This is a genomic window from Acinetobacter sp. YH12142 (assembly GCF_013418435.1).
GTDB classification, from domain to species: Bacteria; Pseudomonadota; Gammaproteobacteria; order Pseudomonadales; family Moraxellaceae; genus Acinetobacter; species Acinetobacter amyesii.
The window spans coordinates 1-14,594 of the sequence record NZ_VPCB01000004.1 but is presented as its reverse complement, the minus strand read 5'-3'; the positions used below and the strand labels follow the sequence as shown (position 1 = coordinate 14,594).

18 protein-coding genes are annotated in these 14,594 nt (G+C 41.2%); 17 read left to right on the top strand and 1 reads right to left on the bottom strand.

Annotation, left to right across the window (positions count from 1 at the left end; all coding sequences use genetic code 11):
- The first annotated feature begins 103 nt into the window (after positions 1-103).
- The 12 genes from FTU77_RS04640 (at position 104) to pal (ending at position 10,493) form a co-directional block, all read left to right on the top strand.
- The gene (locus FTU77_RS04640; RefSeq protein ID WP_180054942.1) at positions 104-1,444 is read left to right on the top strand and encodes a deoxyguanosinetriphosphate triphosphohydrolase; all 1,341 of its coding nucleotides are present in this window, start codon (positions 104-106) and stop codon (positions 1,442-1,444) included.
- Between the two features lie 110 nt (positions 1,445-1,554).
- Entirely contained in the window at positions 1,555-2,157 is a 603-nt protein-coding gene (ruvA, locus tag FTU77_RS04635; protein WP_180026954.1) for a Holliday junction branch migration protein RuvA, read from the top strand.
- Between the two features lie 219 nt (positions 2,158-2,376).
- Positions 2,377-3,384: a Holliday junction branch migration DNA helicase RuvB gene (ruvB, locus tag FTU77_RS04630; RefSeq protein WP_168378058.1), complete on the top strand. Its 1,008-nt coding sequence runs from the start codon at positions 2,377-2,379 to the stop codon at positions 3,382-3,384.
- Between the two features lie 98 nt (positions 3,385-3,482).
- The gene (locus FTU77_RS04625; RefSeq protein ID WP_180054940.1) at positions 3,483-4,130 is read left to right on the top strand and encodes a hypothetical protein; all 648 of its coding nucleotides are present in this window, start codon (positions 3,483-3,485) and stop codon (positions 4,128-4,130) included.
- A gap of 216 nt (positions 4,131-4,346) precedes the next feature.
- The gene (gene ybgC, locus FTU77_RS04620; protein WP_078190367.1) at positions 4,347-4,754 is read left to right on the top strand and encodes a tol-pal system-associated acyl-CoA thioesterase; all 408 of its coding nucleotides are present in this window, start codon (positions 4,347-4,349) and stop codon (positions 4,752-4,754) included.
- Positions 4,755-4,781: 27 nt separating this feature from the next.
- The gene (tolQ, locus tag FTU77_RS04615) at positions 4,782-5,480 is read left to right on the top strand and encodes a protein TolQ (protein WP_078190368.1); all 699 of its coding nucleotides are present in this window, start codon (positions 4,782-4,784) and stop codon (positions 5,478-5,480) included.
- Positions 5,480-5,929: a protein TolR gene (gene tolR / locus FTU77_RS04610; protein WP_180054938.1), complete on the top strand. Its 450-nt coding sequence runs from the start codon at positions 5,480-5,482 to the stop codon at positions 5,927-5,929. The genes tolQ and tolR overlap by 1 nt, the downstream gene beginning before the upstream one ends.
- 3 nt (positions 5,930-5,932) lie before the next feature.
- Positions 5,933-7,231 carry a cell envelope integrity protein TolA gene (gene tolA / locus FTU77_RS04605; protein ID WP_180054935.1) on the top strand — a complete coding sequence of 433 codons (1,299 nt, stop codon included), beginning with the start codon at positions 5,933-5,935 and terminating at the stop codon, positions 7,229-7,231.
- A gap of 62 nt (positions 7,232-7,293) precedes the next feature.
- Positions 7,294-7,812, top strand: a complete 519-nt coding sequence (locus FTU77_RS16145) for a cell envelope integrity protein TolA (protein ID WP_180054933.1) — start codon at positions 7,294-7,296, stop codon at positions 7,810-7,812.
- 48 nt (positions 7,813-7,860) lie between these two features.
- The gene (locus FTU77_RS04595; RefSeq protein ID WP_257222184.1) at positions 7,861-8,379 is read left to right on the top strand and encodes a TonB C-terminal domain-containing protein; all 519 of its coding nucleotides are present in this window, start codon (positions 7,861-7,863) and stop codon (positions 8,377-8,379) included.
- Positions 8,380-8,571: 192 nt separating this feature from the next.
- Positions 8,572-9,855: a Tol-Pal system beta propeller repeat protein TolB gene (gene tolB, locus FTU77_RS04590; protein ID WP_180055186.1), complete on the top strand. Its 1,284-nt coding sequence runs from the start codon at positions 8,572-8,574 to the stop codon at positions 9,853-9,855.
- Between the two features lie 68 nt (positions 9,856-9,923).
- Entirely contained in the window at positions 9,924-10,493 is a 570-nt protein-coding gene (pal, locus tag FTU77_RS04585; protein ID WP_168378062.1) for a peptidoglycan-associated lipoprotein Pal, read from the top strand.
- A gap of 263 nt (positions 10,494-10,756) precedes the next feature.
- On the opposite strand, the gene FTU77_RS04580 is transcribed toward pal, so the two are convergent.
- The gene (locus FTU77_RS04580) at positions 10,757-10,954 is read right to left on the bottom strand and encodes an NF038105 family protein (protein WP_078190373.1); all 198 of its coding nucleotides are present in this window, start codon (positions 10,952-10,954) and stop codon (positions 10,757-10,759) included.
- 184 nt (positions 10,955-11,138) lie between these two features.
- On the opposite strand from FTU77_RS04580, the gene FTU77_RS04575 reads away from it, so the two are divergent.
- The 5 genes from FTU77_RS04575 (at position 11,139) to FTU77_RS04555 (ending at position 14,428) form a co-directional block, all read left to right on the top strand.
- On the top strand, positions 11,139-12,113 hold the full coding sequence (locus FTU77_RS04575) for a class 1 fructose-bisphosphatase (protein WP_078192041.1): 975 nt from the start codon (positions 11,139-11,141) through the stop codon (positions 12,111-12,113).
- Positions 12,114-12,165: 52 nt separating this feature from the next.
- On the top strand, positions 12,166-12,942 hold the full coding sequence (locus FTU77_RS04570; RefSeq protein WP_078192042.1) for an RNA methyltransferase: 777 nt from the start codon (positions 12,166-12,168) through the stop codon (positions 12,940-12,942).
- Between the two features lie 160 nt (positions 12,943-13,102).
- Positions 13,103-13,717, top strand: a complete 615-nt coding sequence (locus FTU77_RS04565; RefSeq protein WP_111883945.1) for an RNA polymerase sigma factor — start codon at positions 13,103-13,105, stop codon at positions 13,715-13,717.
- The gene (locus FTU77_RS04560; protein ID WP_078190377.1) at positions 13,714-14,034 is read left to right on the top strand and encodes a hypothetical protein; all 321 of its coding nucleotides are present in this window, start codon (positions 13,714-13,716) and stop codon (positions 14,032-14,034) included. The genes FTU77_RS04565 and FTU77_RS04560 overlap by 4 nt, the downstream gene beginning before the upstream one ends.
- The gene (locus tag FTU77_RS04555; protein WP_180054931.1) at positions 14,024-14,428 is read left to right on the top strand and encodes a DUF3106 domain-containing protein; all 405 of its coding nucleotides are present in this window, start codon (positions 14,024-14,026) and stop codon (positions 14,426-14,428) included. Before FTU77_RS04560 ends, FTU77_RS04555 begins: the two co-directional genes overlap by 11 nt.
- Positions 14,429-14,594 lie beyond the last annotated feature (166 nt).

The following is a 14,594-nucleotide window of genomic DNA, read 5'->3' as shown; positions in this document are numbered from 1 at the left end:
CACCGATACCCTTAAATAAAGTGTCAAGCTATGACGCGACCCACTATTACTTTAGTCACAAGTTTGGCATCATAGTTTTTAGTAAATAACTGAATAATGATAAATGACTCAAATGCGTTGGCTTGAACTGCTTTCTACAGTTCGTATTGGTAGTAATAAACATAGCTCTGAACAGGCACGTAGCCCTTTCCACAAAGACTACGACCGCATTATTTTTTCGCAAAGCTTTCGACAATTAAACCACAAGACCCAAGTCCATCCCCTCACCCAACATGATGGCATTCATACTCGCCTGACTCACTCTTTAGAAGTGTCTTGTATTGGACGTTCATTGGGGATGCTCGCGGCTGAAAAAATTAAAGATGAACTCCCGATGTGGATTTCACCTGCCGATGTCGGTGCAATTATTCAAGCTGCGTGCTTGGCACACGATATTGGTAATCCACCTTTTGGCCATGCAGGTGAATATGCTATTCGAGAATGGTTTGATGATGCATCACACACCAACTTTTTACAGGACTTAAGCCCTGAAGAAGAAGCCGACGTGAGACAGTTTGAAGGCAATGCCCAAGGTTTACGCCTACTGACTAAAATTGATTATCATCCAAATGATGGGGGTATGCGTTTAACCTATGCAACTTTAGGTGCATATTTAAAATACCCCTGGCTTTCAAAAACCATTGCATCGCAAGGCAATAAACCTGCGAGCCAACGAGCAAAGTTTGGTTGTTATCAAGCAGAAAAAGAAATCTTGCAGCAAATTGCAGAACAACTCGGTTTAATTCAACTGGGCGAATATCACTACTGTCGTCATCCGTTGACTTATTTGCTTGAAGCCGCAGATGATATTTGTTATGCCTTAATTGACCTTGAAGATGGCATTATCCTCAACATGTTGAACTATAACGAAGTTGAGCCCATTTTCCTTGATTTGGTCGGTGACTATGGCATACCTGCCGAATTGGCTATGACTGATACCACTTGGCAACAAAAAATTGCCGCATTACGAGGTCGTGTGATGAAACGTCTAGTCGAAGAAGTCACGACTGCCTTTGCCCGTCATCATCATGATATTTTGTCAGGTCAACTCAAAGGCAGTTTATTGCAATATTGCAGTGAAGATATTGAGCGTGGAATTAACCGAGCAAAAGAATTAGCTCGCGATAAAATTTTTGAACATCCACAAAAAGCCGGCTTAGAGATTATTGCGCATCAAAGTCTACAAAATATTTTAGATGCATTTATTCCTCTAACTACGCCAAATAAAACCTTGAGTTTTAAAGAACAGCGACTGATGTCCATTCTCCACCGTTCGGGGGCACATTTTGGGCCGTTGCATTATGAAAACATCATGCAAGTATTGGATATTATCTCTAAATTTTCAGACCATCAGGCTTATAACCTTGCACAGGAACTTCAAGGCAATAAAGTTGGTTTCTTTTAAAGCTGAAAAAATGTGAAGGCTAGTAATTCGCTGGCCTTCACGCTAATCTCGCAACAAATTGAAATTGAGCAAATAGCTCAGACTAAACTGAAATAAAGTGAATAAATGACATGATCGGATGTTTAATTGGCGAAGTGCTGGCATTGGAAGCACCAACGGTATTACTCAATGTAAATGGTGTGGGCTATGAAATTGACACCCCACTTTCAACATTTTGCCAACTACAGAAAGGTCAAAAAATTACCTTGTGGACACATCTGGCTGTACGTGAAGATGCACAACTGCTGTATGGATTTAGCAATGCTCAAGAAAAACTGATCTTCCGCACACTGTTAAAAGTTAACGGCGTAGGCCCTAAAATGGCACTGGGCATTTTATCAACATTAAGTGTTGAAATGCTGATTCACACGGTTGAACATGAAGATGTAAACACTTTAGTCAAAGTTCCGGGTGTAGGCAAAAAGACCGCTGAACGCCTCATGATTGAGTTACGTGATCGCTTTAAAGCCATGGCTTCAGGGACTGCACCAACCAATTCAACTGTTGAACAAATTCAATTTACAGGCAACTCTGCCGTTGCCGAAGCTGAGGCGGCATTGCAATCATTAGGTTACAAGCCAATTGAAGCACAAAAGCTAATTAATGCCGTCAAAGCTGATTATACTGAAGCCAGCGACATTATCCGTGCAGCACTTAAGTCGATGAATAAATAATTCAAATAGACATACCAATACACCTAAATTGTATACACGAAGGCGACATGAATGTCGCCATGTTGGATTGGGATATAAGGATATATCCTCAATCCAACACAAGATTTTTGTTACTTTTGATCTTTCAAAAGTAAAGCAATGCCTACACAATGGCACCTTAACACAAATCACAACTTGAGGCTGTGCCTCGAAAGTTCAGCCAGAGATTGATTTAATTATATGCAAGACCGTCTTATCAGTGGTTCCGAAAAGCCCGAAGACCACTTCGACCGCGCCATCCGCCCAACTTCCCTTGATGACTACATCGGGCAGCCTGTCGTCCGTGAACAAATGGAAATCTTTATCGGTGCTGCACGTGGCCGTGAAGAAGCACTTGATCACACCTTAATTTTTGGCCCACCGGGTTTAGGTAAAACCACACTGGCCAATATTATTGCCCGTGAAATGGGCGGCAACTTAAAATCAACATCAGGCCCCGTCCTTGAGCGTGCAGGCGATTTGGCTGCAATGCTAACCAACCTCGAAGAAGGTGATGTTTTATTTATTGATGAGATCCATCGTCTTTCACCGGTCATCGAGGAAATTCTCTATCCAGCGATGGAGGATTACCAACTCGACATCATGATTGGTGAAGGCCCTGCTGCCCGTTCGATCAAACTGGATTTACCACCCTTCACTCTTGTTGCAGCGACGACTCGTGCAGGCCTACTGACCTCTCCTTTACGTGACCGTTTCGGTATCGTACAACGTTTAGAGTTCTATTCTGTCAAAGACTTAACGCATATTGTGACTCGTTCTGCCAACTTGATGGATGTGCCCATGACCGCCGAAGGTGCTCAAGAAGTTGCACGCCGTGCTCGTGGGACACCTCGTATTGCAAACCGTTTATTACGCCGGGTCCGTGATTATGCGCAAGTCAAAGGCACAGGTGAAGTAACCCAAGAGATGGCTCAACGTGCTTTGGACATGCTAAATGTCGATAAAGATGGTTTAGATACGCTAGACCGCCGTTATTTATCAATGCTACTAGAGCGTTTTGATGGTGGCCCTGCAGGTGTAGAAGCTCTAGCTGCTGCTATGGCAGAAGACTCAGGGACGCTAGAAGATGTAATCGAGCCCTACCTCATTCAGCAAGGCTATGTCATGCGTACTGCGCGTGGACGTATTGCCACCAATATGGCGTATTTACAGTTTGGGATGACACCACCAGAGCCGAAAGATAAGTAAACGATAATTCACTGAACGACTTCAGGGAGTTAAATGCTCCCTGCATGTTTATTTAAATTTTTAAAATAAATTCAAGCCACTACAAACAATAGACTAAAATGATAAATCTTGAGAATAGAATAATTAACAAAATTAATAGCGACTACATTCAAAACCTACCATTAGACAGTGCCATTGAACACATTCCCAGAGAACAACCTATCAGTTCATTTAGCCCAAAACAAATGAGTGATTTTGAAAGCTTATTCCACACCGAATACAATTATTTTATCACTGTCGAATGTGAAAACATTCTTAGCAAAGAAACCATAGAAGTAAGTGAAGATAATATCTTAACTATTAAACAATCGCCTTCTGCATATCGTATAAAAAACCTGAGCTTCAACTATACTTCTGCCCTCATTTTTATTGGGACGTACTATCACGACGACGTACAAGCTTTGGTCAAGGAAAACTTTAAGCCAGCAAAAATTAATACGTTGTATTTCAGCTTCTCATTCTTTACTTTAGTCATACTCGTTTATGTGTTTTTCTGGATAGATCTACCTAATAAACTTTTACTCATGTTAGTTATTGGCCTTGGCTTTTGCTGCTTAACGTATATGTATGAATCTTTAAAAGCATTACTCCCAAAGCAACAGAAAAAGAAAATGGAAGAAACTCACTTTCATATTGCGGGATATTTAGCAGCTCATCTACAGGATTTTGTCGATACAAAATTTAAATTAGATGAACAAACAAATTAAAAGCAGTCTCTTTTTTAATCAATAATTACAACTACGGAAGTTAAAGATTTACGTGAGTTGAAACCTTGTGCCATTGGACTGATGACTCACGGTGCTAAACTGCCCGTCATTGAAGCACTTGACGAATCATTGAATTATCGCCATTTTTAAATGCTCTAATTCTATGCTGAAGTGCAGAACAATATTTTTCAGATTTTATAAAGACGGAACACTCTCATGGCGAATAAATTCGAATTCAACATTCGTGTATATATTGAAGATACAGATGCAGGTGGCATTGTTTACCACGCAAATCATATTCGCTTTATGGAGCGTACCCGCACAGAATGGCTACGCGCTTCAGGTGTAGACCATTATTGGCATCAAAAAGATTACAACTTTGTCGTTCATAAAATTAATGTGAAATATTCACGCCCTATATTAATGGATGACCTGATTACTGTTACAGCAAGTGTAGTTTCGTGTAAGGCTACGTCATTTGTGTTGCAACAAAATATTTATCGTGGTGATATTATGCTGGCATCAGGTGAGGTAGAATTGGCATGTATCAGTGCAGAGATGAAACCCCGTCGCCTTCCTGATGAAATACGTGAACTGATTCTGAAAGAATTGGAACAAGATTAAAAAAATTATTTGGCACATGTAGTAACTATGGCAACTCAACTAGAATCAACACTCAAAGTTTCAGACCTCATCTTACAAGCAAGTCCTGTCGTACAACTGGTAATGCTCCTGCTGCTCTTAGCTTCGTTATTCAGTTGGTATCTGATTGCCAAGTTACACATGAGTTATAAAAAAGCGCAGGCTGATGATGAACATTTCCAAAAAATCTTTTGGTCTGGCGCCGAACTCAACACTTTATACAACAATGCTCAACTCAACTCGAAACGTGTTGGCCTTGAAGATGTCTTCTATCAAGGTTTAGGCGAGTTTTTCAAACTTAAAAAACGTCATGCCAGTGCAGAACAATCAATTGAAGGTACAGAACGTATTCTTCGTGTGGGTTTAAGCCGTGACCAAGGACATTTAGAAAATGGTTTAGGCGCGCTTGCGAGTATTGGCTCAGTTGCTCCCTATGTTGGTTTATTTGGTACCGTTTGGGGCATTATGAACGCCTTTATTGGTTTGGCAGATGTTGACCAAGTCACCCTTGCTACGGTTGCTCCTGGTATTGCAGAGGCATTGATTGCAACGGCAATTGGTCTTTTTGCAGCGATTCCTGCTGTACTTGCATTTAACCATTTCACAGCCAAAGGTGAAGCCGTTTATAACGATCGTGCGCTTTTTGCCGAAGAAATGGTTGCGTTATTACAACGCCAGTCTGTAGGTTCAACTCAGGACAATGACTAATGGCTATTCAACGTTCTGGACGCTTTGAGCGCATCAAAAAACCATTAAAAAGTGACATGAACGTCGTACCTTATATTGATGTCATGTTGGTTTTATTGGTGATTTTCATGGTCACTGCACCTATGATCACCACAGGCGTCAAAGTCGACTTACCACAGGCAAATGGCACGCCTATGCAAGTGGAAGATCGCCCTGCGATTGTTACACTTGAGGCGGATGGAACGATCAAACTCGAAGATAAAAATCATCAGAATGATGTACTCACACTTGATGAACTAAAATCTGTTTTAACTGCTTCACAAAATGAAGCGAACGAACAGAAAAAGCAAATGAGTGTCCTGATTAACGGCAGTGAATCTCGTCCTTATGGTGAAGTCATGAAACTCATGTCTGCCCTTCAAGATGCAGGTTTAACACAAGTAGGTTTACTGACTGAGCCATTAAAATAATTTATGAAAGATTTCAACAAGCCGCCTTTTAAACAAAAAGCCGTTGCGATTGGTTTCACACTAGGTGTGCATATCGTCGCTGTGGTTGGCTTACTTTATCTTGGCATGAGTAAACCACCTGAGCCCCCTAAAAAAATAACCACTGTTTTGGTAAAACCGGAAGATTTGAAACCTGTAACTCGTGAAGTCACAGAGTTTGATGAAACCGCGCATGAAAATGTAGCTGAACAAATCACGCAAACAGCAGAACCTAGCGTTGAACCAGCACCCGAGATTCCAACGGCTGCACCACCTAAACCAGCAGAACCACCTAAGGCAGATCCACAGGTTGCTGCTCAACAGGCACTCGCTGCGGCAAAAGCACAGCAGCTTGCTGAACAAAAAGCTGCGGACAATGCAAAGCGTGCTCAAGAACAAGCTAAAGCGGCTGAAGCTGCAAAACTAAAAGCACAACAAGAAGCTAAAGCGGATGCGGCTAAGGCAAAAGCAGATGCTACGGCGAAAGCCAATGCTGAAGCAGCAAAACGTAAAGCAGATGCTGATGCCAAAGCCAAGGCCAATGCGGATGCTGCAAAACGTAAAGCAGATGCAGACGCGAAAGCTAAAGCCAATGCGGAAGCTGCAAAACGTAAAGCAGATGCTGATGCGAAAGCCAAGGCCAATGCAGAAGCTGCAAAACGTAAAGCAGATGCTGATGCCAAAGCTAAGGCCAATGCAGAAGCTGCAAAACGTAAAGCAGATGCCGATGCAAAAGCTAAAGCCAATGCGGAAGCTGCAAAACGTAAAGCAGATGCTGATGCCAAAGCTAAGGCCAATGCGGAAGCTGCAAAACGTAAAGCAGATGCTGATGCGAAAGCCAAGGCCAATGCAGAAGTTGCAAAACGTAAAGCAGATGCCGATGCAAAAGCCAAGGCAGATGCAAAGGCTAAAGCCGATGCCGAAGCACGCGAACGTGCAGCCGAAGAAGCCAAAGCTTCATCAGCTAAAAAAGCAGCTGAAGAAGCCGCACAGAAAAAGGCTGAAGCGAAGAAAATTGCCTCAACTGCTAAACGTGATTTTGAAAACAAAATCCGCCGTGCATGGGATACACCTTTTGACTCTGCTGGTAAATCGGCAACTGCTCGCGTTACCCTTACGGAAAGTGGTTCAGTTCAGTCAGTGATTGTGAACTCTAGTGACCCTGATATGAAAGCCAGTATTGAGGCTGCTGTTCGAGCTGCTGCACCATACCCAATGCCGAGTGACCCAGATGCAAAACGTGAAGCTCAAAGGTTTACGTCCACCTTCAAGTCATCACGTTAATTTTTAAATCCCTGCAAACCTTGTGGGGATTTTTCATTTACTTCTATAAAGAATCATAAAAGATGAAACCACTTTTTTTATTTTCTACACTCTTACTTATTTGCAGCCAAACAATTGCTCAAAGTCGGTCAATTTATATCCCCTCTTCGGCAACGCCTGAAAATATATCATCCGAACAATTTAAAGCTTTGCTGAAGGATAATGCTAAAACAAATCAACCTGAGCAAGCTTTACAAGAAGTACAATTTCCGCCTACAGCCATGGCAAAAAATTCAAATGATGAGGCTGCAAAGAAAAAAGCTGAAGCCAAAAAAATTGCTCTCACAGCAAAAAAAGATTTTGCAGATAAAATTCGCCGTGCTTGGCAAGTTCCCAAAGGTTCTACAGGAAAATCGGCATCTGTACGTGTTAATCTCGCAGACAATGGACGTGTACATTCTATTATTATCAATTCTAGCGATCCAGATTTGAAAGCCAGTATTGAAACTGCCGTTCGCGATGCTGCACCTTATCCCATGCCATCTGATCCAGAGGCACGTAAACAAGCGCGCATTTTTATAACAAAATTTATAGCGAAATAACGATACCCATTTAAATTTTTAAATTGATCATTGGACTAATTACAACTTATGGCACATTTGAAATTTTTGTTTCTATTTTCTGTAATGGCAGGCTCATCATCAACCTTAGCCAGCCCTACTGACAATCCAGCATCGACTCAGATTCAACCTGAAAAGGTCGCGGTGAGTTCCGCGAATGTACCTATGACTACCGCAAAGGCAAAGTCTGAGCAATACAAGCGCGAACGTGAACAAACTGCTGCGACAGCTAAACGAACAGCAAGCGCTGAGGCTTCTCGTAAATCACAAGCCAAAAAGCTTGCATCTGGGACCAAAACCGAAATTAAACATTTAATCTTGAGCCGTTGGCAAGCTCCAGCAGATTCAACTGGGCAAAAAGCCAATGCTCGAATTACACTGACATCATTTGGTTCAATTCAATCGATAGTGATTCTTGATGCGCCAAATCGTGCATTTAAAAAGAGTATTGAAAAAGCCATCCTTAGCTCAGCCCCTTTTGATTTACCAGAAAATCCAGATGCTCGCCGTGAATCTCGGTTGATTTATATGTCTTTCCACTCTAAATAAGGACATCAGTTCAGCAGAACCTTATATTTTTATAATTAAGCATCATCAAAATAGGCAAACATTTAGACACGAATTCACAGACGAATAACAGATTAATCATAATGTTGTGCTTTTAATAATTCAAAATCATGCCATTATGTGACACAACCTAATACAGACAATAACTCACATTTTTAGAGTAGTTAGCGAATGATGGAAATGACGCGTAAACATCTTCTTTGCTTAGCCGTATTCACTGCTTTGAGCCCAGTTTTAGTGACTCAAACGCATGCGCAGCTTCACCTCGAAATCACTAAAGCTCCTGAAGAAGCACCTAAAATTGCGATCGTGCCTTTTAGTAATGACTCAAATATTTATCCAGTGGTTGAAAATGACTTGAACCGCTCAGGTAAATTTACCAGTGCCTCTAAAAACTTACCTGCAACTGCAACAATAAATTCACCTAATGCAGAAGCATGGAAAGCTGCGGGCGTACCCTATGTCGTGACAGGCACATCAAAAACAACGGCTGATGGCTCTTATGAAATTCACTACCAACTGTATGATGTTGAAAAAAAACAATACCTGTTAAATGAACTACTCACTGTACCTGCTTCACGTTATCGTCAAGCAGCGCATATGATCAGTGATGCAATCTATCAAGCTTTAACGGGTATTCCAGGTGACTTCAGCGGCCGTATTGCCTATGTATTGCGTAATGCAGCAACACCAGATCAGCGCTATACCCTACAAATTGCCGACACAGATGGGGAGCAGCCACGCACCATTTTGACTTCACGTGATCCAATCCTGTCCCCTGCGTGGACACCTGATGCGAAAAAGCTAGCTTATGTTTCTTTTGAAACCAAGCGCCCTGCGATTTACATCCAAGACTTAGCAAGTGGTAACCGTGAAAAAGTAGCAAGTTTCCGTGGCCTGAATGGTGCACCAAGCTTCTCGCCAGATGGTAAAAGCATGTTGTTTACCGCTTCAATGCATGGCAATCCTGAAATCTATCAAATGGATTTACAGACTCGCCAATTAAAACGCATGACCAATGACACAGCGATTGATACAGAAGCACGTTATGCCCCTGACGGTAAATCATTTATTTTTACCTCTGACCGTGGTGGCTCTCCACAAATTTATACCTACAACTTAAATACTGAAAGTGTAAAACGTTTGACTTTCCGTGGTGCATTTAATGCCCGTGGCACTTTAAGTGCTGATGGTAAAAAATTAGCTTTGGTGCATCGTCCTAGCGGTAGTAACTATAAAGTTGCGGTTCAAGACATTGGTTCTGGTGTAACCAATATTTTAACACCAACAAGTTTAGATGAATCCCCAAGCTTCTCTCCAAATGGTCAAATGGTGGTGTATGCAACACGTGAAGCAAACCGTGGTTTGCTCTCGATCATGTCTTTAGATGGTCGTTTCCGCATGAACTTACCAAGTGAACAAGGTGAAGTTCGTGAGCCAGCTTGGGCACCGAAATAAACACTGCATGATTTATTCAACAATAACTTTTTAATGAAACATCATAAATAACCGTCATGGAGATCAATATGAAAGCAATGAAACTGATTGCGCTACCTGTTTTAGCTACAGCATTAGTAATGACTGGTTGTGCCAGCCGTAAACCTGCAGCAGACGTACAAGCAGGACAAAACCCAAATGGCTCAACCACTGTAAACACTTCTGGTTTAAGTGAAGATGCAGCACTCAATGCACAAAACCTAGCGGGTGCATCATCTAAAGGTGTTACTGAAGCGAATAAAGCATTTTTAGCGAAGCGCGTAGTACACTTTGACTACGACAGTACCGAGCTAAGCAATGAAGACTTACAAACCCTTCAAGCTCATGCACAGTTCCTTGTTGCTAATGCAAACTCACGCGTGGCTTTAACAGGTCACACCGATGAACGTGGTACTCGTGAATACAACATGGCACTTGGTGAACGTCGTGCCAAAGCTGTTGAAAGCTTTCTGATTACAACGGGTGTAAGTCCAAATCAGCTTGAAGCAGTTAGCTATGGTAAAGAAATGCCAATCAATGCGGGTCATGATGAAAATGCATGGAAAGAAAACCGCCGCGTAGAAATTAACTACGAAGCTGTTCCTCCGCTACTTAAATAAGACTTGAATAAGTCTGAGCTAAAAAAAGCACTCATTAATGAGTGCTTTTTTATTTAACCCGTATCATTTAATTTATATCGTTTCATTTGCATCATTCTATTGCAACGTTCTGTGCTTTAACGCAATTTAGCCCTTTAACTCAGGATAAATTCGATTAGCGGCTTTAGAACATAAAAAATAATAAATTAAAATGCAAATGAACGACTTTTAAAATGAGATCCTTAGCTTTACCAACTAGAAAATTAGCTTAACAATCCAAATTATTAAGCTTCTGCTTCTGGATGTTCAGCATTTTCTTTTTCTGTTTGCATCGACTCAATGAGGTCATGTTTATTGAACTTTTTATACTCTGCTTTTGCTTCGTAACTGCTCCATGCAGCTTTTACGGTATCCGCAGAAATATCGTCTAAATTCAATCCCTCAGTTGCAGTCGGAGTCGCATCAAATTTTTGTGTGGTCATTGTTGTGCTCCCTGTCTTTCGATTTATACATTAGATTCAACATAGCATGTTATTCAGGACTTGCAAGGGTAAAATCACGACAAATAGTCTAGTTTAATTTTTCTTTTCCTTCGTTCTCATCTAAAATGTTGCACAATCACATTTTTATCATTTTTGATAAATTAATATTTGGAGTTTTCCGGTTATGTCAAATCTCACCCTTTCCCAATTTCTACAACAACAAAGTGGTAATCTTACTCCTGCATTAGCACAAGTTATTGAAACAATTGGTAATACATGCAAAGACATCGACCTTCTTTTACAAAAAGGTGCTTTGGCTGGTGTATTGGGTAGCGCGCAACACGAAAACGTTCAAGGTGAAGAACAAAAGAAACTTGATGTCATTTCAAATGATTACCTCATCGATGCATTAAAAGTTCATCCACATGTCGGTGGTTTGGCATCTGAAGAATTAGATGAATTCACACCAGCTCAAGAAAATGGCGATTATCTTGTTTTGTTCGACCCATTAGATGGTTCAAGCAACATCGATATCAACATGTGTGTTGGCACAATTTTCTCAATTCTTCCTGCAAAAAATGCGGTAACGCAAGCTGAAGATTTCATGCAAGCGGGTGTGAATCAAGCGGCTGCAGGTTATGTACTGTATGGTCCATCAACAATGATGGCTCTAACTGTCGGTGCTGGCGTAGTCTTCTTTACTTTTGATCCAGAAAGCAAAGAATTCTTATTAACTAAAGATGCGATTGCGGTTGCAGCAGACACTAAAGAATATGCAATTAATGCATCGAACCAGCGTCACTGGGAAGAACCTGTAAAACGTTATATCGACGAACTTCTTGCAGGTAAAACTGGCCCGCGTGAAAAAGACTTCAATATGCGTTGGGTCGCATGTATGGTGGGTGATATTCATCGTATTCTTTGCCGTAGCGGTATCTTCATGTATCCATACGACTTCAAAGATCCGAAAAAAGCAGGCCGTCTACGTTTAATGTACGAAGCAAACCCAATGAGTATGTTGATGGAACAAGCTGGCGGTGCTTCTACAACAGGCCGTGTCCGCATTCTAGACATCCAACCAACAGAACTTCATCAACGTGTTCCTGTGATTATTGGTTCTAAAAACGAAGTTGACCTAGTTACGTCATACCATAATTAATTTCTTATAACGAAAGTCAGTATTTTTGCTGACTTTCGTGGATATCTCCCCCATGGCTCTGATTTATCTCGAATCAAAAGACAACCCGAAAATTAAGCACCTACGTGGCTTAATTGAACAAAATGCCTACCGTAAAAAACAAGGTCAAACTGTTTTGGAAGGCACACACTTGGTGTTGTCATGGTTAGACTCAAAACGTCCAATCAAATCGATTTTCACCACTGAACAAGCAATTAATCATGCCGACTTCGACCGCATTGCGGAACAATATCAAGGTGCGGTGTTTATTCTAAGTGAATCTTTATACAAAGATATCAGTACACTTGGAACATCTATTGCTTGCTTAGCGATTGTGGATTTACCAAGTTCAAGTGAAGCGCTTAACTTCAGTGAAGACACCTTAATTTTAGACAACATTCAAGACCCTGGTAATGTAGGCACCCTACTCCGTTCTGCTGCCGCAGCAGGTATTGAGCAAGTCGTTTGTACCAAAGGCTCTGCATCACTCTGGTCACCGCGTGTATTACGCGCAGGTATGGGCGCACATTTTTCATTAAATACCTTTGAAAATATTGCCCTTGAAGATATTTTGACGAAATTCAAAATTCCAGTGTATGCAACAAGCTCACATCAGTCTGAAAACCTATATAGCAAAAATTTGCGCAAACAATGTGTGTGGATTTTAGGCAATGAGGGTCAAGGTGTTTCTGAGTATGCATTACAACATGCAGAAGCCGTTGCGATTCCTCAACCGGGTGGTCAAGAATCGTTAAACGTAGCCATTGCTGGCTCGATCTGTTTTTTTGAAATGGTACGTCAGCGTCAGTAAAATCGTTATTTTATTGTATTTAGCGCTTAAGCCTGAAAAAAATAGACTACACTAGAAAAAATAATAATTCTTTTTGTCAACCTAACCATTATTTCCATCGTTATTTGTATATGAATATGGAAATAATGGTGGGTATCCGATGACAGGATTTTCCATCTCTATGGATTTAGCACCCAAAAAGTCCGAGACGCAAGACAGCAGTGTTTTAAAAAGCACGGCTGAGTCTCGCCTGAAAAACTTCATGAATGAAGTGACGGGGCGTGCTTTAGTAATGATGGAAAGTGCAACGCACGGTCAACATGGCATTGCCATGGACTTGGTGCAAGAAGCCTTTATTTCCTTACATAAAGCTTATGCTGAAAAGTCCACAGAGGAATGGTATCCCCTGTTTTACACCATTTTAAATAACAAGCTGCAAGACTGGCGTCGAAAAGAAGCACGTCGTTCGCAGCCGTTTTCCTTATTTAGAAAAGTCAGCCTAGATGACGACGATGTCGAAATACAGGATGTTGTAGATGAATCTACACCAAACCCTTTCGACTTTCTGGATCAGGCTGTCACTGCAGAGGAAATACAAGATGCTATCGCAGAACTTCCAGTCCGCCAGCAACAAGCATTTATGTTGCGAGCTTGGGAAGGCTTTGATACGCATACAACTGCAGAAATTATGAATTGTTCCGAAGGCAGTGTGAAAACACATTACCACCGTGCCATTCAAGGTTTACGTACCGCTTTGGCACATTTGAATCCACATATGGGAGGATCATCCGAATGAAACAAGATGATTTCTTAAAGCAAGTAACTTCCAAACTTGATGGACTCGCACAGCACCATAAAGACAAAGCAACTGTCATGAATAACGTGCTTGAAGATATTCATCAGCGCGAAACTTCACGTTATGGTTTCTGGAAAATGTCTGGCTTTGCACTTGCAGCAGCAATTGCAGGTTTTGTCATTTTACCGAATGCGACTGTACTGGATGACAAACCACAAAATCAGGTGATTTCAACCCCTAAGCTCTCCCCTCAAATGGTGGAAGATCTTGAAATGTTGATGGTTCTGGGTGAGGACAAAGTTCCACATGGCAGCTAAAAAATTAGCAATTGCATTCTGTGCTTTTAGTTTTTTGCAAACCAGTTTTGCTGGCTTTGATCGCTTTTGGATATTTTCAAAAGATGCAAATACTCAAGTCAATGAAACTTGGGATTCGCTATCTGAAGCAGAACAACAGGCTTTAATTAAAAAGTATCAGGCTCTCAAAGAGATTCCTGCAGATCAACGTGTCAGCTTGCAACAGCGCATGGATTGGTTCACCCAACTTCCAGATAGTGAAAAGCAGCGTATGCGCGAAACATGGCAAAAAATGAGTACTTTAGAACGTAAAGAACTCGCGACACGTATGCAAAAAGCTAGTCCTGATGAAAGACCTGCTATTCGCGATGAGTATATCAATAAATATTTACAGCCTATCGCTGTCGTTCACTAATCAAAAACAACAGTATGTTGTGAAAATCAAATCTATTACATTAGGGTCTGTTGACATTTGTTGATTAAAAAAATAGCGAGATAGTAAAATTAAATCGCCAAACCCAATTTTACACTCGCTATGCCTCGAACAATGCTAAATGATCAACACTGGTCCAAGTTACTTG